The sequence below is a fragment of the Thiomicrospira sp. genome (assembly GCF_014859555.1).
Lineage (GTDB): Bacteria > Pseudomonadota > Gammaproteobacteria > Thiomicrospirales > Thiomicrospiraceae > Thiomicrospira.
In genome coordinates this window covers 1-24,149 of record NZ_JACUTY010000015.1, presented here as the reverse complement: position 1 = coordinate 24,149, position 24,149 = coordinate 1, and the positions used below count along the sequence as shown (strand labels likewise).

The window sequence follows — 24,149 nt, the reverse complement described above, 5'->3', positions numbered from 1 at the left end:
CCCGCCCCTAGCCCCCTCCCATCAAGGGAGGGGTGTAGCTAACTAAACCGGCACTTTGACCAGTTCTAATAACCGGGCGATCAATTGATCGGGCGTCCAACCTTGGGCGCGGCCAGCAAAACTGAGGGCTAAACGATGGCGTAATACATCGGGCGCTAATCTTGCCACATCATCCGGGGTGACAAAGTCACGACCTTGCAACCAGGCATAAGCGCTGGCGGCATGCAATAAAGCGAGCGAGGCCCGTGGCGAGGCGCCTACATCCAGCACAGCTTTAAGTGTGTCATCGAGTTCATCCAACTTACGGGTGGCGGCGACCAACGCCACCAGATATTTTTCTACCGGTTCGGCAACATGTAGTTCAGCGACTTCACGACGCGCGTCCAATACGTTTTGCGGTGTTAAGCTTGAGGTGTCGGCTTCTTTATCTATGCCATAGTGTTTGGCGCGATCACGACGCAGAATTTCCAACTCTTCGGTTTCGGTTGGATAGTCCAGCACCACATGCAACATAAAACGGTCCATTTGCGCTTCAGGCAAAGGATAAGTACCACTTTGTTCAAGCGGATTTTGCGTGGCCATTACTATAAACAATTCTGGCAAAGCACGCGTTTGTCCGCCGGCGGTAACTTGTTTTTCCGCCATCGCCTCCAATAAAGCTGACTGTACTTTGGGTGGCGCGCGGTTAATCTCATCCGCCAACACGATTTCATTAAAGATCGGGCCTTTTACAAAACTGAGCGAACCGGTGTTGGGGTCGAGAATATCCGAGCCCATTACATCACCGGGCATTAAATCCGGTGTAAATTGAATGCGTTGAAAACTCGCATGCACGCCCTTCGCCAAGGTTTTCACCGCGGTGGTTTTCGCCAGGCCTGGTGGGCCTTCTAATAACACATGGCCGCCAGTTAACATGGCGATCATCATGCGCTCTAATAAGGCTTCTTGACCCACAATGGTTTTTTGTAAATGGGTTTTTAACCCCATAAAGGCTTGTTGCGTCGACATCATCAGAATTCCTTGTAAACAAATATAATCGGTTTCAATTTCGTGGGTTGAACTTTAGGTTTAGGCGGCTATTGCAACCTGCTTGCCAAAACTTAATAACACGTAAAATTAGAGGGTGATTGTCCCTTGCTTAAGACTTAGCTTTAGCCGGCGAAGCGGGCAAAGCCAACCAAACCCAGAGTCCAGATAAAAACATCATTATGCCGACAAAATAAAATGGCCAGATTACCGATTCGGTATAAAAAGCCAATAAGCCCATTAAAAAAGCACCGGCCGCGTAACCAAAGTCACGCCAAAAACGATAAATGCCTAAAATAGTCGCGCGCTGATTGGGCACACTGTTATCCGCCACTGCCGCGCCTAAAGTTGGGTAAAGCATGGCCATACCAAAACCCATTAACGCCGCCAATATTGACCAAGCCCAAGCCGTGTCTACTAACACAAAAGCAAAACTGCTGATCGCACACAACCAAAAGCCCCATACAATTAAACCGCGGCGCCCCCAACGATCCGACAAAGGCCCGGTAATTAATTGTGAGCCGCCCCAGACCACACCATAAATGGCAATAATGGCGCTGGCTTGCACTAAACTTTGCGCTTGGCTAATAAGATATACTGGCATAAAAATCCACACCAATGCATCAATAAATTTTTCGACCAGACCCGCTTGGTTTAATGCCACTAGCTGAGGTTGTTTAAACGTTGCATAACCAAACATTTGCGCTAAGCTGGATTTCTCAGGATCGGCGCCGTTCGTTTGACGATGGTGATGTTGATGCAGTTCAGACCAAGCACGAGTATCGATGACTTTCCAAATTGCCAAAATGAGACCTAAACCAACCACCACTAAACCAAACCCTAGCAGGGCTTCACGCGCGCCATAAAGTTCAGCCAAATAAGCGGTTAACCAGCCGGCGATCCCCACCGCCGCATAACCTGAAAACTCATTAAAACCGTTAATTAAACCTTTCTGATTGGCTTTGGCTAAGTCTAATTTACTGTTTAACGCCATAGACCAGCATAAACCCTGGTTCAAACCTAAAAACACCATCGCCCACACAATCCAAGACCAGTCTTGTGCAAAATAAATTAAAAACGGCACCGGTATCGCCAGCAACCAGCCCGCCACTAATAAAGAACGTCGCCCCCAGCGGTCACTTAAATGCCCGGCTAATAAGTTCATACAGGCTTTAACTAAACCAAACACCACCACAAACATCACCAAACTCATAAAAGCTTGCGCGGCTAAACCAAATTCAGTTTCGGCCAGCCCGGGTACAACCGTGCGTGTCATCCCCAGCGCCAGACCCACCAAAAATACCTGTATGAGTTGTTGTATAATTTGGTTTAAATTGGCTTTAATACCGTGTTCGACGGAATGCTGATTCTGCACTTTAAAATCCTCTTTGGTTTATATTCAACTAATTGGTTGAATATTAGTGGGTTCGTTTTAAAATTGCAATCAAATTGGTCAAAACCTCACCCCAAAACTTTTTTGGGCGGCATAAATAAATTTATTCAACTAATGGGTTGAATAAAAAACCCGAACCCGATATAGTCTTATTCAACCAATTAGTTGAATACTATCTAATTGATCACATCAAAAGCAGGCCTGGTGGTGAGTTATCGGGTCTTAGCAAGGAGAAATGCGATGTTTTTATTTCAACATACCCCTGATTCTGAGCCGGGTTCTTTATCTTACATGTTAGGTTGTGTCGGTCAGGGTTTGGCAATTGCGGTAGATGTTCACCAGGATGAGGTGGAACTTTATTTAGAAAAAGCACAGCAAAAAGGCGTCAAAATTGCTTATGTCATCGACACCCACGTACATGCCGACCATTATACCGGTGGCGCAGAATTGGCCAAACGTGCTGGCGGCGAATACTGTTTACATCAAGATTCACCGGCTCAATGTGACTTTACGCCTTTGGCTGATAATCAAGTAATTCAAGCTGGTAATGTACATGCTCAAGTTTTATACACCCCTGGTCATACCGAAGACAGCATTAGTTTATTGGTAACCGATAAATCGCGCTGCGATGAGGCTTGGTTTGTGATTACTGGGCATACGTTATTTGTCGGCAGTGTGGGGCGTCCGGACTTGCGCGGTCGTGAAGTTGAAATGGCGAATAAACTTTATGACTCTATCCAGCAAAAGTTATTAACTTTGCCGGATTACATGGAAATTTTACCCGGTGCGCAAGCCGGCAGTGTGTGTGGCGCGGGCATCAGCGGTAAGGCGGTATCGACCATTGGGTTTGAGAAACGTTATAACCCAAGTTTGAGTCTTGATAAAGCCGCGTTTGTTGACCAGCTTACTAACACCATCCTGCCTTACCCAGAAGATATGCAAAAAATTATCGGTTTTAACGTTAAACCTTTATAATCACCGGCATGATAGTCGGTGGAGTGCTCAATCCACCGACCCCACAAATAACAAAATAACCCCAAAGCCGGGAGCCACACTTCATGAACGATATTCCAAGTTTCTTCATAAATTATTACGTGCTGGCGTTCGCGCTCGCCTTTATTTTAGGGGCGACCGCTCAACGCAGTAACTTTTGTGCGGTCGGTGGTTTACGAGACCGCCTGACCCTCGGCAATGGCACACGGCTTTGGACGTTTGTCGCCGCAATGGGTGTCGGCATTATTATTTCAGGTAGTTTAGAATGGTTTAATGTGATGAACCTTTCAGACAGCCACCCTCCTTACCGAACCGCTGATTTTGCTTGGGGCCGTTATATTATCGGTGGCTTTATTTTCGGTTTAGGTATGGTGCTAGCGACTGGTTGCGGCATGCGTAATACGGTTAAATTAGGCCAAGGAAGCTACAAGTCACTTTGGCTAGTTGCGCTGATGTCGGTGATGGCTTATATCATGACCCGTACCTCGTTTTATGGTGAATGGATTATGCCCATCATGGCGCCCTTAACTATTCACCTCGACTATGCCGGTTCACAAGACTTAGCCAGTTTAATTTTTGGTTCGGGCAGTCAATACATAGATCACGCCCTGCTGGTTTTAAGCTGGGCGATTGGTTTAAGTTTTTTATATTTTGCGTTTAGAAATGCCGAGTTTCGTCGTCCAATGCCAGTCATCACAGCTTTAATTGTGGGTGCGATTATTGCGGCGGCTTATGCCTTAACCGGCGGCCAGTTAGGTGCTTATGTGATGGAAGAGGCCGCCTTTATGGAAAGCCCACCCATTGGGTTAGGCACACAATCCTTTACATTTGCCGCCCCAATGGGTGACACGGTTAACTTTTTAATGAGCCCCACCAATTTGAGTTTAATCTCGTTTGGTCTGATCGCCGTGGTTGGTGTGGCGCTGGGTTCGTTTGTGAGCAGCTTAATCAATCGTGAATTCAAAGTAACGGGTTTTGATTCGGCTAAAGATGGCGTGATCTCAAGCATCGGTGCCTTGCTGGTTGGGTTTGGTGCCGTATTAGCGATGGGTTGTTCGGTTGGTCACGGCTTGTCTGGCGTGGCTACTTTGGCTTTAGGTTCATTTGTAGCGGTCGCCGCCATCACGGCTGGGGCGTTGGTAGGCATTAAGTTTGAGCCATTATGGCGTCAGAAAAAGGGTTGTTAATCAACATTCAATTTCGTATGAAAACTCACCAAAGTGATAAATATGGCCATCAACCCACTTAAACTTAGCTTGTTTGAACAATTGGCTCAGGTTAGTAAAGCCTTAGCACATGCTAACCGTTTAATGATCTTAGACGTGCTGGCGCAAACCGATTGCGATGTTGAAACCCTGCATAAAAAACTCGGGCTCAGCCTTGCCAATGTGTCGAAACATTTACAAACCCTCAAACATGCCGGCCTGGTGACCAGTGAACGCCAAGGCCAACACAGCGTTTATTCGTTAAGTGATGACAGCGTGTTTCGCCTGATTGTGAGTTTACGTGATGTCGCTGAATCGCAGCTCGATAGCATGCAGGCGTTGTTATTAGAGCACCTGCAACCCAATACCGCTTATGAGCCCATTTCCCTCAAAGCTTTGCGCGAGTTTAAACAGCCTTATACATTGTTAGATGTACGACCAGAAGATGAATTTGTGGCCGGGCATATTCCGCACGCCATCAATATTCCAATTGAACAAATCCCCAGCAAACTCCATGACCTTGCGACGGATCAAACACTGGTCATCTATTGCCGTGGCCCTTATTGCATGTGGTCACAACAGGCGGTCGATGAGCTGCAAAAACGCGGCATTCAAGCTAAACGACTCGCCGAAGGGTATCCGGAGTGGCGAGTACAAAGCTAGGTTCATTCTCTTGTAAGTTATGAGAACCCTTGCAAACATTGGGGTCCGCACTTAAAAACGTGTGATTAAAGTGGATTTAAGTATAATTAAAAATCACTCACAAACCACAAACCAATAAGTAACGCCAGCCTATGTTCAGCCGCCTTAGACAATTTCGCTTACCATTAATTCTATTGATATGGACCAGTTTAGCCTTAGGATCACTGGCTTATAACCTTTATGGAATAAAAAGTCATACCTTGGCCATGGCGAGTTCGGCAGCCAGTGAACGCATCAATCAAGATATGCGGATTCGACAATGGGCCACTAATCATGGCGGCGTCTATGTGCCGCCTAACCAACAAACCCCGCCGAACCCCTATCTAAACCACCCTCAACGTGATGTGACCACCACTTCTGGTATAGCCTTAACCTTGATGAATCCGGCTTATGTGTTACGCGACATTCATGAAAACTACGGTGATCCTGAAGGTATATTGACGCGCATCATCAGCTTAGCGCCGATGAACCCGCAAAATGCACCAGATAACTGGGAAATTAAAGTGCTGAATCAATTCAAACATTCTCTAGAGCCGGTGCAAGAACTACGTGAGTATAATGAAGAAACTTATCTGCGATTAATGAAACCCTTTATCGCACAAGCCAGCTGCTTAAAATGCCATGCTCAACAGGGCTATCAAGTCGGCGATGTATTAGGCGGCATCGGTACCGCAGTGCCGATCAAACTTTTTTCTTATTTTTATGAAGACCGTGGCATGAAACTGGTTTGGTCTCATATGTTGATTTGGTTAATCGGTGTGGCGGGGTTTGGTTTAGGTTGGCGGCGTGAACGTTTTCTAAATACCGAACGTCTTCATAAAACCAAACAGCTGGAAGAAAATGAAGCCCTTTATCGCACCATGACCAATAATGGCCAAGCCTTAATTTGGATTGCAGACTTAGATAAACTTTGTACCTTTTTCAATCGTCCATGGCTCGATTTTACTGGGCGAACATTAGATCAAGAGCTGGGTAATGGCTGGACAGTGGGCGTACATCCAGATGATTTAACGCATTGTTTAAACACCTACCAAACTGCATTTGATGCACGCCAAAAGTTCAGCATGATTTACCGCCTAAAACGTCATGATGGTGAATACCGCTGGATTGTTGACGAAGGTACACCGCGCTATGATGCTCAAGGTCAATTTGTCGGCTATATTGGGCATGGTTTAGACATCACCGATGTGCGCGAAGCCAGAACCGAAATCGACTACTTAACCAACTTCGACTTGTTAACTCAGTTACCCAACCGCCAGCTTATTACCCAATACTTAATGAATACGCTGCAAACCAGCAAAAAAACCCAGCAATACGGCGCGGTGATCTTAATTGACTTGGATAATTTCAAGCTCCTCAACGAATCGCAAGGCCATGATGTGGGGGATGAGCTGTTACAAAAAGTTGCCGTCCGACTCACTGACTTAACCCAAAGCCAAGCCAAATTAGGGCGTTTTAGTGGTGATGAGTTTATGATTCTGCTCGAAAATCTATCTAACAATATCGAACGCGCCACCACCAAAACCAATCAATTTATTCAAACCGTTATGCAAACCTTGGGGTTGCCTTATCAGTTGGCGCATCATGATTATCAAACCACTTGCAGTGTCGGGGTTATGCTTTTCCAGGGTGATCATCACTTAGTAGATGACTTAATTAAAAGTACCGAAGTCGCGATGTATCGCGCCAAGGAAAACGGTCGCAATACCTTTAAGTTTTTTGATCCCAGCATGCAAGTTTTGGTGATGAAACGCAGCGAACTTGAGCGAGATTTACGCAGTGCCATCAATAAACAAGAGTTTGTGCTCTATCTGCAGCCTCAAGTTGATCAAGATGGTCATATTATGGGAGCCGAAGCTTTAATACGTTGGGCACATCCTAAACTTGGCATTCTGACACCGGGAGAGTTTATTCAGTTAGCCGAAGAAACTGGCTTAATTTTGCCTTTGGGGCATTGGGCGTTACAGCAAGCTTGCCAAATCCTAGTGCGTTGGGCGACGCAACCGGCTCTCGCATCTCTCACCCTGTCGGTCAATATCAGCGCACGCCAGCTACACCAAACCGACTTTGTGGAACAAACGCTCCACCTTATCGAGCAGTGTGGCGCGAACCCGCATAAACTTAAACTCGAAATAACCGAAAGCATGTTGGTGGTTGGCATTCATCACGTGATGAGTAAAATGCATCAGATTAAAGCCAATGGCGTGCGTTTCTCATTAGATGACTTTGGTACAGGTTATTCATCTTTATCCTACCTAAAACAATTACCACTGGATCAGCTCAAAATTGATCAGAGCTTTGTGCAGGATATTCTGATCGACAAAAATGATGTCGCGATTGCCAAAATGGTGGTGGCCTTATCTGAATCACTGGGCTTAGACGTAATTGCCGAAGGCGTTGAAACACTAGAGCAACAAGCGGTTTTAGCGCAACTAGGCTGCTTCCACTACCAAGGTTACCTATACGGTCACCCCAGCCCGATTGACGAATTTGAAACCCTGGTGTTAGAAGCAAACGCGGTTTAACTCACTCAAGCACACAAAACCACCAGGCCTGGTGGTTTTGTGGTGTTGGCGGGCAGCACGGTAAAGTTGCATAAATTCGGCTTCGCTCATTTCAAAATAGCCCTGCATTTTCTCGCTGGCGTAGACCAAATCTTCATGTGTGATTTCTGGCTGTTTGTCAGCCTGTGGTTGAGTTTTTTTAAACACAATATAAGGATAACGCCGCCATTTAAACAGGGCGTTAAATAACGTCGCCATCACAATTAAGGTTAATAAACTGGGTAACAAACTTAACCATAATAAACTCCAACCCAGCGTTTCAACTTCAACCGTACCCAACGCAATAAATAAAGCGGTTGCGCCACCTGGTGCATGACGTGCTTTAAACAACAGCATAAACAAAAGCGTGCTGGCTACCGCTATCGGCACGGCCATCATCGGGTCTTTAAAAAGCGTCCAACTGGCTAGGCCACAAATACCGGCTATCATTTGTCCCGCTAATACCGCCCAGGGTTGCGCCATAGGGGCATGAGGGGTAGAAAACAAGATAATTGCACTAGCACCCACTGAAGCGATGACAAACCAGGCATACACACCCTCACTCACCCAGGCCATCACTAGTACCACTGCGATCATGGCGATAAACACACCACTCACCGATACAATCAGTTCGGATAGATGACTGGCTTCAAACGAAAAAGCTGACTTAATCCATTGTTTCATGGTCCATTTCCTCGTATTTTTCTAGTTTATTTGGAGCTTAGTTTCTGATTTTTAAACCTTTTTGAACTCTCGTGGTTGCTTGGTTTTTTTGACAAGTCCCGTTTTATTTGCTAATTTTACTGATGACCTAAACCGCACAAACCACTCATCTAAATTGGGTCAAAGGGGGGTTACCGTGTTCCATAAATCCAGCCTAATCGTGCCATGCTTTTTCGCGCTCAGCCTGAGCCAGGCGACATTCGCCGAAGATCTAAAAGTCAAAATTAGCTCACAATTGAGTGAGGTTAAGGTTCAACATAAAGGTCAGACCGTCACCATTCAGCGTGTACAAGACCCAAATAATAGAGTCGTGGACGACTTTGCGTTAACTTCACGAGCCTGCCCGCCATTTTGTGTACAACCTATGGTGCTTGCACCTGGGGTAACTACCATTGGTGAACTTGAGTTATTTGACTTTTTACAACGTAAATCCGATGGCGATGACTCCATTCTAATTATCGATTCACGCACCCCAGATTGGGTTGAAAAAGGCACGATTCCAAGTGCCACCAATTTACCCTGGACCAAGCTGCATCCTGCGTCCGATGGATATGAACCTATTGAGGTCGAAGGCATCTTAACGTTACAGTTTAACGCCAGCGTCAGCGATGGCATTTGGAATTTTTCGAATGCTAAAACCCTGGTTTTTTTCTGTAACGGCCCTTGGTGCGGACAGTCGCCTACCAACATCCGAGCTTTAATTAACCTAGGTTATCCGGCACACAAGATATTTTGGTACAGAGGCGGAATGCAGGCTTGGCAGTCACTGGGTTTAACCACCGTGAAGCCTTAAATTTCCATCAAAGACGCCGCCACAAAAATCTATGTTGGGCACCTCGATTAATGCAATGCAGCCGGCTGAGTTGAAATTTGCGTTATAAAGATTTCCTGGCGTACTTGTGGTGTCACTATGTCATGTAAGCTGAACTGACTTAAATGTGCCAAGTATTGCTCTTGCGCTTGGTACAAATGGTTTTTAAGCACGCAACTGGTTTCGATTAAACACACTGGCTCATGACAATTCACCGGATTCAACGTGGTTTCCATTAACTCCACCACTTCCCTCAAGTTAATTTGATCGCTCGGTTTGGCCAACTTTAAACCACCCCCTTGGCCACGAATCGACTCAATTAAGCCGCTGTTAGCCATTTTTTGCACAATCTTCATCACATGACTACGCGAAATATTAAAACGTGTCGCAATCGTCTGAATTTGTGATAAATCCTGGGCCGGTTTGGAGGCTAAATAAATCAATACTCGAAACGCAAAATCTGTCTGTTTGGTCAATTGCACGGCGATTCTCCCCCTGTCTTTTGGCTATTATAGTTGACAAACAATCAAACATTCAAATAGTATGCACCTTTAAAAGATACATTTAATATGAATCTTAAGTGATCCGAGTTGCTCTAAGTTTCTCAAATAGGCTTTTCGTACAACCTAAAACCCACTAACGACTAGAGAGTGTTTTATGCTAACTCCCCAAATTATTGAAACCGTTAAATCCACTGCGCCAATTCTGGCTGAACAAGGTGTCGACATTACCCATCTGTTCTATAAAAAATTGTTTAACCACCACCCTGAACTTAAGCATGTGTTTAACATGGCCAACCAAGCACAAGGCGAACAGTCTAAAGCCTTAGCGGAATCGGTCTTTATGTACGCCAGCCGAATTGACGAGCTCGAGGCACTTGGGCCGATGGTAAAACGCATTGCACATAAACACGCAAGTTTGCATATTCAACCAGACCATTACCCCATTGTGGGCAAGTATTTGCTGGAAGCGATACAGGAACATTTGTCCTTACCCGATGATCACGAAGTATTAAAAGCTTGGGCGGTGGCTTATGGTTTTTTAGCTCAAGTGTTTGTGGATACCGAAGAACAAATTTACGCGGCTAATGAACAAAAAACCGGCGGCTGGCGCGGTTTTAAAGCCTTCAATATTTCGCGCATCGTCAACGAAGGCGGGGCAGTTAAATCTTTTTATTTGATCCCAGAAGATGGTGAGTTAGTTGAGTTTGAAGCGGGTCAATATTTGGGCATCAAACTTAAAGGCGGAAAGGCTGAGTTTGATGAAATTCGTCAATACTCCATTTCGAATGCCCCGGGTGAACCTTATTATCGTATTAGCGTTAAAACTGAAGCCCACTCACCCGATCACCCAGGGCAGGTGTCTAATCGTTTGCATCAAGCCCAAGTAGGTGATCAAGTATGGGTTCAACCGCCAACTGGTGATTTTATTGTTAAAAATCAAATTAATGCCAAAATATTTATTGCCGCAGGTGTGGGCATCACACCGTTATTAAGCATGTTGCATGACCAACTCAACAAAGACCCTAAGCAAAATTTGTGTTTTATTCAATGTGTGCGAGACGCATCACATCATATAATGAAAAACGAGATCAGCTTATTAAAGCATAAATACGGGTTTGAATATTTCAGTGCTTATCAGTTTGGCGAAGGCGCCGATCACCAGGGTTACTTAAATGCTGACATCTTGAAAAAATGGCTCTCTAATACTCAAGCCGATGTTTATTTCTGTGGCCCCAAACCCTTTATGGCAGCGATTCACGATGCTTGCACCGAGCTGGGTTTTAAACCCGAACAACTTCACTATGAAGTATTTGGTCCGACCACGTCACTTAAATAACTTAGGTAATTTATTCAACACGTCAGGTCAGGTTTAGACTGGCCCGATGTGTTTGATTTTTAATTCACAGGGACACCATGAATTCATCCATTTTTTTTGACCGCGCTTTTCGTAGCTTCTTTTTGGGCGGTGCGGTATTTGCGGTGATAGCCATGACTTTTTGGTGGTGGCAATTTCCTATTTCCAGCGCTGGTTTTAGTGGCACATCCGGCGTGGTTTGGCATGCACACGAAATGATTTTTGGCTATGCCTTGGCCACCGTAACCGGCTTTTTGCTAACCGCGGTGATGAACTGGTCGCGTATGAACTCGGCGTCGGGTTGGAAACTCGGGCTTATATTTAGCTTGTGGGCGTTAGCACGGGTCGCGTTTTTAGTTGATTTGCCGATTGTTTGGGTCGCGCTGTTTGATTTGGCGTTTAATCTAGGGCTGGTGTTGCACTTTGTCTGGCCAGTATGGAAACAGCGACTGAACGCGCAAACCGGTTTGGCTTTGCTGTTCGTGGCGATTTTTGTGGCTAATCTAAGCTTCTATATCAATGCCCACCAGGCCTGGTCTTGGGTTCAGGAAAGCCTAATTGTCGGTTTATTCTTAGTATTGAGTATTAACTTAACTATGATCCGGCGTTTAACCCCTTTCTTTACTGAAAAAGCATTGGGTGTCGCGCCATTTCGTAACGCAGATTGGTTAGATACTTGCATTATGGTTGGTTTTTTAAGTTTAATGCTAACGCTGGTTTTCGCACCCAGTAGTTGGTTAATCAGTTTGATCGCTTGGCCTTTAGCCGGCTTATTTATGATCCGCCAGGCCTGGTGGTATCATCCTAGAGTCTGGTCACAGCTCTTAATATGGCCGTTGCATTTATCGCATGCGTTTATTACGCTAGGCTTAGTGTTATATGGGTTTGTAGGGATCGGGATGGTGTCCGCCAGTCTAGCCATTCATGCGCTCGCAGCGGGGGGCATCGGTTTATTATGTTCTGCTATGATGGCGCGTATCAGCTTAGGTCACACTCAGCGTAACGTATTTGAGCCACCCAAGGGTTTGATTTGGGTTTTTGTCGCGTTAACTTTCGCAGCCTTTGCACGGGTTGTTTTGCCATTGATTTGGCCGCAACAGACTTTAAACTGGATTCAATTAAGCCAACTGGGCTGGATTATCGGCTTTGGTTTATTACTGATTTTGTATTGGCGCATCCTCACACGCCCTAGCCTTAAAGCACCAGGCCTGGTGCTTTAAGGCTACCCATTAGCGGTTACGCCATTTAACCGCTAAATATCACATTAATCTCAGCTAATATTCACACTTGTTTATATATAATAGATTTTTACACCAATTCAAAATTTTTGCGCTAAACTCGTTTAAAAATATACTGTTAGCTTGGTTTTTATGTTAAAAAGTAACGTTATAAAACGACTTTTAAGGCTTAAAGCAATTCTTATGAAAAAAATGACCGAAAACTCGTTTGGCTTATGGATTGCACTGAGTTTGATATTGGTAATGGTGCTGATCACGGCCTTAGTTTTGACCGCCCAACAATTAACCAGCTCAACCTTGAACAAAGCCGGTCAACTGGTTAATCACCAACATCAAAAACTCCACAGCCTTTTAAATATGCACATTGCGGGTCAAAACCGCACCATCAATTTACAGCAAATGTTGTTGCTGGACGATCCGCTGCTTATAGATGAAACCTTAATGAAGTTTTACGATAATGCGAGCGATTATTTGTCTAACCGTGAAATCCTCGCTTACCTGTCGGATGAAAATGCATTTGAACGTCAATGGATGGAAGACATTCATCAAATGGCGAATGTAACCGGTCCATTACAAACCCAAATTGCCCGAATGACATTGCAGGGTGAAGAGCAGCAAGCACGGAAGTTAGTCACCACACAAAGCATTGATCTGCTTAATCAATTCACCGATAAGGTCAATGAATTCTCCCATTATCAGGCGATTGAAATTCAAAATTCGATTCAAAAGGCTGGCCAATCTATTGATAAACTCATGATTAATGTAGTGAGTTTGGCGATTTCACTCATTATGCTGAGTTTTTTATTCGCATTGTTTGTGTTTAACCGATTCAGCCATATCAACCAGGCACTGCGATATGCCAATGAAGAACTTGAACAACGTGTTGCAGAACGCACCGTCGCGTTAACCGATATTCAAAACACCTTGATTGATAAAAATCGCATGTTGCAAAAACTCTCAGAAACCGATGCTTTAACAGGCTTGGTGAACCGTTTTAAAATGGATCAATACCTGCAAACCGCACACCAACGTTTTCTCAAATTTGGTGAACCTTATCAGGTATTATTTTTGGATATTGATCACTTCAAACAAATTAATGATGAACATGGTCATGAACTGGGCGATAAGGTGCTGGTGGAGTTTGCCTCCCTGCTGGAGTTCCAGTTTGGTGAGTCCAACTTAATTGGTCGTTGGGGTGGCGAGGAATTTATTATGCTCAATGCCTCGCTTGATAAAGCCCAGGCTTGTGACCAAGCTGAACGTATTCGTCAGGCGGTTGAAATGCATACTTTCTCGAGCTTGGATTCGATCACGGTCAGCATCGGCGTGGCAAGGGTGACCTATCAAGATCAAATTAAACAAGTCATTAACCGAGCTGATATTGCGCTCTATAAAGCCAAAAACACTGGTCGCAACCGCGTCGAAGGTTGTGAACATTTACTGATGGCGGCGAATACTGATCACTATCCGGACTCGGCCAATGCAAAAACAATAAACTAAGCCTTCAATCTTTTAGTGACTGGCTTCGGGCAAACTTTCCGCATCTGCCCATTTTTCTAATGCGGCATCAGCGGCATGTAACATATGATCTGTGACACCTACAAACGCACACGCCTCATCAAAACTGTCTTCCAGTTCTTTCGTAAAATAGTAGTCTGAAAAACGATCAAACACCAAAAAGTTAGCGATCCGATTTAACGCCACCATTTTGCTGGTAAGATCATCAATGACAGCCAAACTTTTTAAGTCAGCATGATGATGGAACAACACACTTCGATATAGCAAGCTCCCTAAGTTCCACCGTTTGGTGATTAGGCCACCGACATAACAATGCGAGGTTTTATAGTAATCCACTTCGTCCTGGTATTTAGAAATCGGAAACGCTTGTTGTTGGTTAAATACTTGATCTCGATAATTGAGCGGATCATGCCGCATCATATACAAAGCCCCGATGTCCTGCATGTAACTGATCAAAAAAGCTTCGCTACGGCTTAAGCCATATATCCAGTGTGTCAGTTCAGCCGAAGCAATTCCGGCACGCATACAGCGCTTTAATATTGTTTGATCCGTTTGCGATACTGGCACGATTTTAAGCACATGAGATAATACAAACAGTTGGTGAATTTCCTCTAAACCTAATAAATGAATAGCCGCTGCTACATTTAGAATTAAGTCATCCACTGGACGATTAAGGGCCTGGTTCGCCATACTTAAAAAAGACCCCATAACCTCTGGATTGCGCGAAATAACCGCTTCAATATCCGCAATACTCGGCGAATCCCCACTGATTAAGACGTGTAACTGCAAAATTTCTACCGGTACCGTTTCAACTTCTAAGGTCTTTAGAATTAAGCTGGCTTTGGTTATGCCTTCTCGCATCGCGGCTTCATCTATCATTTAGAATCCTTGATTAGTTAAGCATCATCATGCTTTATTTCATTATAAATATTAACCTACTAAACCGCTAGGCGAGATTAGTTAGACCCGCTATAAATCTTCGCTTTGCATAGCCACTCCCACTGGTATGATACTTATGAAACTTATAAAAAGAAGTGCTTATGCCAAATCGAATTGAAAATCTACTTAAACAAATTACGCAACTTGAAGATGAGCTCGGTGCAACCTTACGAGAACGTCAACAACAGATTAGCTATCACCTAAAAGGCAAACGAGTTGAGTTCGAAGATTCAATCGGCCGCACACATAAAAAACTTAAAACCAGTCTATTTCAAACCTTGTTTGTTGATCGACCGCAAAATATTATCACCGCACCGATTATCTATGGCATGGCAATCCCGCTGGTGATCATGGACATCTTCATCAGTTTTTATCAATACACCTGTTTTCCGATTTACGGTATGGCGCGTGTTAAACGTGGCGCCTATTTCATTTTCGACCGCGACCAATTACGTTACCTAAATATTGTGCAGAAAATCAACTGTCAATACTGCGCTTATGGCAACGGTCTAATGGCTTATGCGAGTGAAATCATTGCGCGAACCGAACAATACTTTTGCCCAATTAAACATGCAAAAAAACGCTTAGGTGCCCATCCACTTTATCTTGAATTTACGGAATTTGGGGATGCGGAAAACTTTAAGTCTGAATTAATAAAACTTCGCAAGGCGTTACGCGAAGCAAATGACGATTCGATTAATTAAACCATTATAATAACGGCTGTTAACAGCAACTGAGCCCGCCATGAGCCAACCCAAAGATCGTAATTTTGACCACTTAATTGATAAATTTGAACAAAAGGTCTATGGCACAGTTAAAGGTGAATGGCGTTTAAAACTGATTAAAGAAGATCTAGCTAGGTTTCACGTGAAACCTTCCGAGCCCTCGGATGCCTTACAAATTTGGGATGCAGGCTGTGGCTTTGCTCAAGTGGGGCTGTGGTTGGCGCAAGTCGGCCATCAACTTACCTTATGTGATCTATCACGCAATATGCTGGATCGAGCGCAACAAAACTTTGCGCAAGCCGGGATTGAAGCTCAGTTTCTGCATGGCGCATCGCAAGACCTAGTGGCCGATTTACCAGAATTTGATTTGGTACTGTTCCACGCGGTATTGGAATGGTTAGCCGAACCCAAAGCCACCTTACAAACCGTGGCTCACCAAACCAGGCCTGGTGGTTACTTATCTTTACTGTTTTACAATCGTAATGCCTTTGTTTATAACAATGTGTTAAAAGGCGAATGGCGTTGGCCGCTTATTTTGCAAAATGCCTATATTGGCAAAGGTAAAAAACTCACCCCGCCCAATCCCCAATATCCGCACGAGGTTTTAGGCTGGTTAGAAGAATGGGGATTTGAAGTTGAAATTCATACCGGCATTCGTGTGTTTAACGATTATATTCGTCCGGAAACTTTAGAAAAAAGTGACCCACTGGCCTTGTTGGATTTGGAATATCAATATTGTCGCCTGCCGACTTATCGTGACATGGGGCGTTACGTTCACCTGCTTGCGAGACGCCGTTAACCACAATTTTAAAATTTTCATCCACGTTAAACAGTGATCGAATCCGTTAAAGATTCTCGTATAATAACCCCATCTAAATCGGAGATAAAGCATGGCAAGATGGCGCAGATGGCGACGCCGCAAAGGCAATAACGGCAATGGCTACACCACTAGCAATCAACCAACAAAACCTAAAGCTTCGCGTTTAAAAACCTATGCCAAATTGGCCGGAGTCGGGATAATAGCCGCCAGTGTTTGGTATGCAGTTGAATCCAAAGTCATGCGCAGTAGCATGAGTTTTGAGGGTGTGCCTAAACATCGCGACATTGATTTCGACACCGATTGGACAGACCGCTTCAGCACGCGCGTGTTTCGTAACGAAGCCTACATGGTCGGCTATTCTGAAAAACTCGGTAATCCGCTTTGGGTGACCTATCAAGTTTTACCCAAAGCGGAATCTAGTCCACGATTGCCACGCCCCAGTCAATTTAAGTCCGACTGGCGTAGCACACGTTGCTGGCTAGTTTTGCCTTGTATTGATCACGATGACTACACCGCAACGGGTTACGACCGTGGCCATCTTGCCCCTAACCACGTGATTGCGTCACGTTATGGCCAAAATGCCCAACTCGAAACCTTTTTAATGACCAACATTAGCCCACAAGCACCAAATTTAAACCGTCGCGCTTGGCAGCGTTTAGAAGAAATTTCGGCGAATCATTTTGCTGACCGCTATGCCCCGTTTACGGTGATAACCGGCCCAATTTTTGATGACAAACCCAATCATCTTCCGGGTTATAAGTTCATCGCGATTCCAAAAGGGTTTTATAAAATCTTTGTACGGGAGTCTAAAAATGGCGAGCCACCAAAAGTGTTGGCTTTTGTAATGCCACAAACCGCACAAGGCAATGAAGATTTAAGTCAGTTTTTAGTGAGTATTCGAGATATTGAAGAACAAACCGGTTTGGATTTTCTACATGAGTTAGATGATGGTGTCGAAGCCTATGTTGAAACCTTAATAGACCCCCAGTCTTGGGACTTTAACGAAAGAATCGCGACTCAAAGTGCACGATATTGATTTAAACAGAAACACCCACCAAACAGGTGGGCGTTGTTAACACGGGTTAAAATGCTAAACGCGCACTCAGTTTGATATTACGGCCCATGCCTTGCGCATAACCTTTATAGGTATCTAAAAAGTCACGATAAGCAGTGTCAAACAGGTTGTCCACCTTGAGCCCTAAATCGAGTTGGTTTTTATCGATTTTTATTTGTGCATGATAACCCATGTTCCACAGTTGATAAGCCTCGGTGGAAGCGGTACCAAATGGCATATCGTCGTATTGACTAAAGGCCTCAAATTCACCCGCTGTTTTTCTGTCGGCTACGGCTTTAAAACCAACACTTAGGCGCTGGTTTTGTAACTGACCAACAGGTGCTAAAACATAATGCACATTCAGTCGCAAATTGTTGGCTGGCAACAAGGGTAAATCGCGCTTATTTGACGTATCACGACCCGCAATCAATTCCAACGCCGTGTCCACCGACCAGGCCTGGTTAAACTGATGGCTTAACTGCCACTCTAAACCTTGCATTACGGCATTGGTTTGCTCGGCTTGCATTTCGTCATAACAAGTTACCGTATTGCAATCCGCTAAACGGTCACCTTCTGCATCCACTTCAAACCCGGTACGTTCTAAATATATATAATTATCAATGCTGTTTTGATAAGCGGTCATATTCATCGCACTTTGCTCGGCCTGCCAACGCAACGAAAGGTCTGTATTTAACGAAGTTTCGGCTTTTAAGTCTGGATTACCGCGTTGAAATGCATCGACTCCACTATGCGTCCCACCGGCAAATAACTCAAACACACTTGGCGCACGGAAACCTTGGCCCAAATTCGCCGCCAACTTCCAACGCTCATTGAAACGATAAGTCGCCCCCAACGCACCAGTCAATACCGAAAACTGGCGTTCATTGCTGGAATCAGCATAGATGGCCATATCATCCCAGAAATGTTCATTATCGAGCCCCATTCCGGCTTTGATTTTATGCACGTCATATCGCGCGCCCCATTGCACCAACCAACGGTCGTAATCGGCTTCTTCAAATAGGTATACCGCATGTCGTGTTTCTTTGGCGCTGGGTGCCAAATGGCCCGATTTTAGAGTTTGGGTTTTATCCATTAATTCAATCCCAACTTCGCCTTCAAACGCGCCAACTTTAGGATGAACTAGGCCAAGCTTTACATCATCGCGTTTAACTCTTAGATCGAGATAATGATCGGTACCCTTGTGTTCGGCCATGGTTTCAAACGGCTCATCATGACTTTCTTCGCGGGTGTTGTAAGAACGTGTCCAGCTCGGCTTGAACAACCAGGCCTGGTTAAGCGCCACCTCAGCTTTTAATTGAAATTCGTCATGCTGCATTTGTTGACCAGAACCTTCCAAATCATAGCCTGTCGCTTCTTCATGCACCAATAAAAAGTTTTGTTTACCCTGCCATTGACTATAACGCGCTTCGACATTACCCCAGTCGGCCTGGTAGCCCAGCCCAATATTGACCGCTTGGTTTTCATAATTGGTATAGGGCGTTTCACCAGTAACGAGGGGTTTAGAGCTTGGGTTATCGCCCGGTGCAGGTTCGTCCGCTGCGCTTGAGTTAGCCGAGCGAAAATTATCCGCCGAACGCTGAACTAAGCCAAAGGTTAAGCCTAATTTATCTGATGCGATTCCAGCTTTTGCACCCGCCATCCAGGCCTGGTTGTTGGGCTGGAATTCCGTCGCCAATTCACCTTCCTGATGTGTTTCTCCAGGTGGTGCATAAGGAATCTCTGGTGAATGTAAACTCACCACACCCCCCATGGCTTCGCTGCCATACAGCACCCCTTGAGCACCCCGAATCACTTCCACTCGGTCATATAAATAAGGATCGAGAGTTGGCCCATGGCGTTCACCATAAGCTTGATAATCCAACGTATTACCATTTGACAACACTTTAGTTCGCTCACCCGTCAAACCACGGATCACCGGCTTGCCAACCGCGCCTCCGGTTGACTGATTATTAACCCCCGGAAAAGCCTCTAACAACTCACCCAATGATGCGCTATCACGCTCAGATTTTTCATCACCGGACAAACTATCAACCTGGGTCGGTACTTCAAAGACTTCATGAGAGTGAATCGGGGAGGCTGAAATAACAATAGCCGACAAATCGGCCGCCAAAATGGGGGCACTCACACCCAAAGCCGCAAGCACGGCCAAACGTAAACTTGTATGTTTCACGTGAAACTCCTTAATTAATAGACAAATAATTTGATCAAATTAATTAAGGATAGGCGGTGCACGACTCCAGTTGGAAGGGTAGAGTGTTGGCGGGATTAAAACTGTAAATGGGACCACCAGGCCTGGTGCTAATGCTTCAGCCATTAACCAACTAGAGTTGGTTTTATTTTCGAGTGCGGTATTGGGCACACTGTCAAACAACTCACAAACCCAATCGTCGATTCCGGTTTGGTCATGTGAGTGACTGGCTTGCGCTATTTCAAAAACAGCATGCGAATGCGCCGCCGAATCGGCCTGTGCGGCATCGGCATGAAACGGATGCGCCACGGCATGCGTTATGCTGAGTGTCTGTACAAACAACAGACTTAAAATGAGAAATAGGCTAAAGCGGTAAGATTTCATAATCGACGATTATAGCGGATAACTGCTATTTAGCGCATGGATATTACTTGAGCTAACCACCCACATTATTTAACAAAGTTGGTGACACACATGGTGTTTAGCTATAATGCAAACCATGAAAAGACGCCAACTCCTCCAATTACTTGCCGCCGGGCCGCTGGTCGGTTTAATCGGTTGCACACCCAACGAAGTCAGACGCTCGATTCAAGCCGGCCAAAACCTAACCAAAGGTGAGGTTAGTAAAGCCCTGACCGATCAGCTCCCTACCACTGGCATTCCGGTTTTAGATCAATTGGTTCGCAAACAGTTCGAAGAATTAACCGAACGCTTACTAAAAGAATGGGGTGATGAAAAGGTCGCCAGCCAGCGCGAATATATTAAATATACCGACGAATATCAAAGCCGGGCGATTGTTAACTTTGAAACCGGTTTGATTCGGGTTGAAACCGTCGATTCGGTCGATTCCAAAGCCAAACTGGAACAAGCGATTATTGCCACCTTATTAACCCCAGACGACCCCAGCAAGGTTGAACTGCTAACCGACAAAGATGTCACACCGAATGGTGAACCGTTTTTGTTAAACCTGGTATTAGATCACCAAGGCCAACCCGTGCGTTATGCTTGGCGCGCCCAACAATATGCAAAATATTTAATGCGCACCGCCTATCAGCATGACCGCTACAATAAAAAAACCCGCCATTTTGTGAGCTTCAACATGGTGAAAGATCACCAAACCGATTCACAAAACAAATACGCGGCTTATGTTACCGAAAATGCTCGACGTTATAAGGTTAAAACCTCGTTGGTGTATGCCATTATGGAAGCCGAAAGTAGTTTTAACCCCTATGCGATCAGCCATATTCCAGCCTATGGTTTGATGCAAATTGTGCCGAGTTCAGCTGGGCGTGATGCGCACCAGCTGGTCTACAACAAACCTGGCACGCCAACCAAAGACTATTTGTTTGTGCCCAAAAACAATATTCGAATGGGCGTGGGTTATTTGTCGATATTAAATGATCGTTATTTGGTGCGAGTGACGCATCCGCAATCTCGTGAATATTGTGTGATTGCCGGTTACAACACTGGCAGCGGAAACGTGCTGAAAGCGTTTGATGCGGATCGAAGCAAGGCGTTTGATCGGATTAACCAACTTAGCCCAAATCAGGTTTACCAGCAGTTGGTCAAAAACCTACCTTACGAAGAAACCCGCCGTTATATGCAAAAGGTCACGCAATTTCAGCGTAAATACGCTTAACCAACTTCGGGTGAGTGGCTGCTTAAGCGCGGCCATAGCGATGGAAGGGTTTTTCCACCAACAGGTGCAGCACCAAACTAAACAACCAGGTCAACACCGCACCCAACACAAAGATTAAACCAACTTGCCAATAATGCACTTGGCTAACGGCTTTCGGATCCGTGGTGCCAAAGACGGCGACCGCTGCAATCGCCAACATCGGAAAATGGAATAAATACAGCGGAAACACCATCTCACTCCAAGAACGCCAAAAACGCACCGACAACCCACGTTTTAAACCTTGCAACACTCCACCACTATTCGGTAATAACAAGGCCAGTAATAAAAAGCTAATGCCTAATGCAAACGCCGGACGGTGCAAGGCCATACCCAAACCATTTAAAATTGGGTAAACCACCTCGACTTGACGATGGTCAGGATAGACAAAACTCACCACCACTAATAGCCAACCTAAATGAAATAATCGGCTTTTATACTGTTGCAGTTGTGGACGGGCATACACCCAAAACCAGGCCGCCAATACCCCCATAATTAACGGATCAAAACGCATCCAGGTCGGATAATACACCTGATCTAATAAAATAGCCGGGTGTACTTGAGCAGATAAAAAAGCCAGTACCGATACTTGGTGTAGATTAGGGTCAGAAAAAATAACCCAAAACTTAATCAGCAAGGCGAGCGCTAATAAAAACAGCAAGACTTGCGGTAAAAAACGCCCGCTCAACACTAACAGAATCGGCAGTAATAAATAAAATTGCATTTCGATCGCCAGTGACCAACCAACCGGAATCAGCTTAGTCGCCTCAGGAAAATTGTTTTCCATAAAAAACAAATTGAGTAACAGACTATACCAATCGCCTTTCCAAGCCACCGACGCATAAAGCGCCAACGCAATAAAAAACAACGGCAAAATACGATATAAACGTTTACGGTAAAAACGCCAAAAATCCAATGTTTGTCCGCGTTGTTGTGACTGTAATAACGAGCTCGCGAGCAAAAACCCCGAAATCACAAAAAAACCATCTACGGCTTTATCAAAACTAATCATTAAACCCAGGCCAAATGGCAGGTTGACCACCAGATCGACAAACGCTTGTTTATCCAGCACCACATGCGCAATGTACAAAGCGTGAAATGCGATCACCATTAAAATCGCTAAAGCACGTAAGCCATCAATGGCAGAATGCTCATGGTCACTGGCGTTCATCACCTGTGAAAAATCCGACTTAATTTGCCAAAACGCCACCCTTATCTCCCGCTTAACTTAACCACCAGGCCTGGTGTTTAGACCTAACATAAGCGATGAATTTTATCACCTTTATATACGGGCTGCCGATTTGCTATAACGGAGATAAAAAAAACCCGCCGGTTTGAAGGACGGGTTAAAACTGAAGTAACGCTTGAATCTTTAAATAAAGCTTAAGCACACATATCTTTTAACACCTGCATTTGTTGTTTGATCAAGGCTTTGGTGTTGTCATCGGTGAGTTCACCTTGAGCCGTAAAACGCTCAAATGCATTACCCACCATTACCTCTGGTACCGCCAACACTTTTACATCTGGATAAATCAACATTTGACGCAATTGATACTGCGCACGTGCGCCACCTAAACCACTTGGGCTTGCACTCATCATGGCGGTGGGCTTATTTTTAAGCGGCTTTTCTGGGTGAATCGACAACCAGTCAATCACGTTTTTCATCGCGGCCGTCACCGAATAATTAAACTCAGGCGAAGCCAGCACTAACGCATCGGCTTGCTTAACTTCCAGCGCCAACTTGTTAATTAAATCTGGGAAGCCATTTTCCAAGGTGTTCGGATCCAATAACTCAATACCCTGCAACGTGCGAATATCCATCGTCACATCTTCCGGCACTAACTCGGCCGCGGCACGTAATAATGAGGTGTTTAAAGAACCCTTACGCACACTGCCACTTATCGCTAAAAACTTCATATTTTTCCCTTAAAATCGTAGTTAGTTAACATAAATCATACAATAAGAATTCGGCGTGCGAATCGGTGGTTATCACCAGGCCTGCTTCATCTTCAACCGCCAAGCCATCACCGGTTTGCATGCTTGCGCCATTTACATCCAACTCGCCTTTCACCAGCTGAATCCACACCCCACGACCTGGGCGAATATCAAATTTCACCTCTTGACCGGCCTGCATTTCAGCACGATACAAATCCACGTCCTGGTTAATAAACACCGCGCCCTCAGGCGGTTGCTGACTAGCTAATAACACCAAGTCACCCAACGCGGCCTGATCATAACGGATTTGCTGGTAGCTGGGTTTGATATTGTTTTCAGCCGGCATTAACCAAATTTGGTATAAATGCGTGGTATCCGTGTCTGACGGATTAAATTCACTGTGAGTAATCCCCGTGCCGGCACTCATGCACTGAATTTCACCCGGCTGAATTTCTTCCACATTGCCCATGCTGTCTTTATGCGCCACTCGGCCTTCAATCACATAGGTAATAATTTCCATATTGTCGTGTGGATGGGTTGGAAAACCTGAACTTGGATCAATCCAATCCTCGTTCATCACACGCAAACTTCGAAAGTTCATCTGATTACGATCAAAGTAGCTTGAAAATGAAAACGTGTGATAGGATTTTAACCAGCTATGCTCGGCATAGCCGCGCTCGTTAGAAGGTCTTAAACGTAACATTTCAGTCTCCTTAATTAATTGACAACTAAAGTTTAACTTTTTCTTGTATGATTGATAATACAAGAAATATGAATTTACTT

At 44.9% G+C, this 24,149-nt stretch carries 22 protein-coding genes; 12 read left to right on the top strand and 10 right to left on the bottom strand.

From position 1 onward, the window contains the following. Positions 1–42: 42 nt before the first annotated feature. A complete protein-coding gene (locus tag IBX48_RS04270; protein WP_296831157.1) occupies positions 43–1,008 on the bottom strand; it encodes a MoxR family ATPase in 966 nt (321 codons plus the stop codon). Positions 1,009–1,138: 130 nt separating this feature from the next. Then, positions 1,139–2,401, bottom strand: coding sequence for an MFS transporter (locus tag IBX48_RS04265; protein ID WP_296831132.1), 1,263 nt, complete (start codon positions 2,399–2,401; stop codon positions 1,139–1,141). 258 nt (positions 2,402–2,659) lie between these two features. On the opposite strand from IBX48_RS04265, the gene IBX48_RS04260 reads away from it, so the two are divergent. From IBX48_RS04260 to IBX48_RS04245, 4 genes are all read left to right on the top strand, one after another. After that, positions 2,660–3,394, top strand: a complete 735-nt coding sequence (locus tag IBX48_RS04260; RefSeq protein WP_296831131.1) for an MBL fold metallo-hydrolase — start codon at positions 2,660–2,662, stop codon at positions 3,392–3,394. 83 nt (positions 3,395–3,477) lie between these two features. Further along, positions 3,478–4,599, top strand: a complete 1,122-nt coding sequence (locus IBX48_RS04255) for a YeeE/YedE family protein (RefSeq protein ID WP_296831129.1) — start codon at positions 3,478–3,480, stop codon at positions 4,597–4,599. Positions 4,600–4,641: 42 nt separating this feature from the next. Then, positions 4,642–5,280: a metalloregulator ArsR/SmtB family transcription factor gene (locus IBX48_RS04250; protein WP_296831127.1), complete on the top strand. Its 639-nt coding sequence runs from the start codon at positions 4,642–4,644 to the stop codon at positions 5,278–5,280. Positions 5,281–5,525: 245 nt separating this feature from the next. Then, the gene (locus IBX48_RS04245; protein ID WP_296831125.1) at positions 5,526–7,844 is read left to right on the top strand and encodes an EAL domain-containing protein; all 2,319 of its coding nucleotides are present in this window, start codon (positions 5,526–5,528) and stop codon (positions 7,842–7,844) included. Here IBX48_RS04245 and IBX48_RS04240 read toward each other — a convergent pair. Next, a complete protein-coding gene (locus IBX48_RS04240) occupies positions 7,824–8,546 on the bottom strand; it encodes an HPP family protein (RefSeq protein ID WP_296831123.1) in 723 nt (240 codons plus the stop codon). The genes IBX48_RS04245 and IBX48_RS04240 overlap by 21 nt on opposite strands. 175 nt (positions 8,547–8,721) lie before the next feature. Between IBX48_RS04240 and IBX48_RS04235 the strand changes: the two genes are divergently transcribed. Beyond that, entirely contained in the window at positions 8,722–9,378 is a 657-nt protein-coding gene (locus tag IBX48_RS04235) for a rhodanese-like domain-containing protein (protein ID WP_296831121.1), read from the top strand. 47 nt (positions 9,379–9,425) lie between these two features. On the opposite strand, the gene IBX48_RS04230 is transcribed toward IBX48_RS04235, so the two are convergent. Then, positions 9,426–9,878: an Rrf2 family transcriptional regulator gene (locus tag IBX48_RS04230; RefSeq protein WP_296831119.1), complete on the bottom strand. Its 453-nt coding sequence runs from the start codon at positions 9,876–9,878 to the stop codon at positions 9,426–9,428. Positions 9,879–10,053: 175 nt separating this feature from the next. Between IBX48_RS04230 and hmpA the strand changes: the two genes are divergently transcribed. The 3 genes from hmpA to IBX48_RS04215 all read left to right on the top strand — a co-directional run bounded on the left by hmpA (position 10,054) and on the right by IBX48_RS04215 (position 13,991). Further along, a complete protein-coding gene (hmpA, locus tag IBX48_RS04225; protein WP_296831117.1) occupies positions 10,054–11,235 on the top strand; it encodes an NO-inducible flavohemoprotein in 1,182 nt (393 codons plus the stop codon). Positions 11,236–11,312: 77 nt separating this feature from the next. Continuing rightward, a complete protein-coding gene (locus IBX48_RS04220; RefSeq protein ID WP_296831114.1) occupies positions 11,313–12,473 on the top strand; it encodes an NnrS family protein in 1,161 nt (386 codons plus the stop codon). A 201-nt stretch (positions 12,474–12,674) separates the two neighbouring features. Continuing rightward, the gene (locus IBX48_RS04215; RefSeq protein ID WP_296831112.1) at positions 12,675–13,991 is read left to right on the top strand and encodes a GGDEF domain-containing protein; all 1,317 of its coding nucleotides are present in this window, start codon (positions 12,675–12,677) and stop codon (positions 13,989–13,991) included. A 12-nt stretch (positions 13,992–14,003) separates the two neighbouring features. Here the strand turns inward: IBX48_RS04215 and IBX48_RS04210 are convergent, their stop codons facing one another. Continuing rightward, positions 14,004–14,888, bottom strand: a complete 885-nt coding sequence (locus IBX48_RS04210; protein WP_296831110.1) for an HDOD domain-containing protein — start codon at positions 14,886–14,888, stop codon at positions 14,004–14,006. Positions 14,889–15,049: 161 nt separating this feature from the next. Here IBX48_RS04210 and IBX48_RS04205 point away from each other — a divergent pair, with 161 nt between their 5' ends. From IBX48_RS04205 to IBX48_RS04195, 3 genes are all read left to right on the top strand, one after another. Continuing rightward, complete coding sequence (locus IBX48_RS04205; protein WP_296831108.1) at positions 15,050–15,652, top strand: hypothetical protein; 603 nt, start codon at positions 15,050–15,052, stop codon at positions 15,650–15,652. 40 nt (positions 15,653–15,692) lie between these two features. After that, positions 15,693–16,472, top strand: coding sequence for a methyltransferase domain-containing protein (locus IBX48_RS04200; RefSeq protein ID WP_296831106.1), 780 nt, complete (start codon positions 15,693–15,695; stop codon positions 16,470–16,472). Between the two features lie 91 nt (positions 16,473–16,563). Further along, positions 16,564–17,529 carry a DNA/RNA non-specific endonuclease gene (locus tag IBX48_RS04195; RefSeq protein ID WP_296831104.1) on the top strand — a complete coding sequence of 322 codons (966 nt, stop codon included), beginning with the start codon at positions 16,564–16,566 and terminating at the stop codon, positions 17,527–17,529. Positions 17,530–17,575: 46 nt separating this feature from the next. Here the strand turns inward: IBX48_RS04195 and IBX48_RS04190 are convergent, their stop codons facing one another. Then, positions 17,576–19,738 carry a TonB-dependent receptor gene (locus IBX48_RS04190; RefSeq protein ID WP_296831103.1) on the bottom strand — a complete coding sequence of 721 codons (2,163 nt, stop codon included), beginning with the start codon at positions 19,736–19,738 and terminating at the stop codon, positions 17,576–17,578. 39 nt (positions 19,739–19,777) lie between these two features. After that, on the bottom strand, positions 19,778–20,140 hold the full coding sequence (locus IBX48_RS04185; RefSeq protein WP_296831101.1) for a hypothetical protein: 363 nt from the start codon (positions 20,138–20,140) through the stop codon (positions 19,778–19,780). Between the two features lie 106 nt (positions 20,141–20,246). On the opposite strand from IBX48_RS04185, the gene IBX48_RS04180 reads away from it, so the two are divergent. Then, complete coding sequence (locus IBX48_RS04180) at positions 20,247–21,395, top strand: murein transglycosylase domain-containing protein (RefSeq protein ID WP_296831099.1); 1,149 nt, start codon at positions 20,247–20,249, stop codon at positions 21,393–21,395. 22 nt (positions 21,396–21,417) lie between these two features. On the opposite strand, the gene IBX48_RS04175 is transcribed toward IBX48_RS04180, so the two are convergent. From IBX48_RS04175 to IBX48_RS04165, 3 genes are all read right to left on the bottom strand, one after another. Then, complete coding sequence (locus tag IBX48_RS04175; RefSeq protein ID WP_296831097.1) at positions 21,418–22,641, bottom strand: acyltransferase; 1,224 nt, start codon at positions 22,639–22,641, stop codon at positions 21,418–21,420. Positions 22,642–22,814: 173 nt separating this feature from the next. Further along, a complete protein-coding gene (locus IBX48_RS04170) occupies positions 22,815–23,348 on the bottom strand; it encodes an NAD(P)H-dependent oxidoreductase (RefSeq protein ID WP_296831096.1) in 534 nt (177 codons plus the stop codon). A 25-nt stretch (positions 23,349–23,373) separates the two neighbouring features. Further along, the gene (locus IBX48_RS04165) at positions 23,374–24,069 is read right to left on the bottom strand and encodes a pirin family protein (RefSeq protein ID WP_296831093.1); all 696 of its coding nucleotides are present in this window, start codon (positions 24,067–24,069) and stop codon (positions 23,374–23,376) included. Positions 24,070–24,149: the final 80 nt, after the last annotated feature.